1 pseudogene is annotated in these 227 nt (G+C 36.6%); it reads right to left on the bottom strand.

Annotation, left to right across the window (positions count from 1 at the left end):
- Positions 1–83: pseudogene (locus tag IAE45_RS19400) on the bottom strand (transposase); the annotation flags it as partial.
- Positions 84–227: the final 144 nt, after the last annotated feature.

Below are 227 nucleotides of genomic sequence, written 5' to 3'. Positions count from 1 at the left end.
AAAACGGCGACATGATTTTCTTTTGGAGAAAATGAAGTAGATAGATCCAAATTGAGTTGATTCATGTTATAATTAGTATACATTTTGTTTAGTCCTTTCAGGATTAAATGATGGGGCATTGGCGGCAACCGGTGCTCCTTTTTATTTTACCCAAAAAACCGCAAGAAATGAACGATTTCTCGTCATTTCTTGCGGTTTTCTTCTATGGACTTATGTCACAGTCCCTT

This window comes from Enterococcus sp. S53 (assembly GCF_016516865.1).
Classification (GTDB): Bacteria; Bacillota; Bacilli; order Lactobacillales; family Enterococcaceae; genus Enterococcus_D; species Enterococcus_D innesii.
The sequence above is the reverse complement of the archived record's forward strand: the minus strand, read 5'-3'. Positions and strand labels throughout refer to the sequence as shown.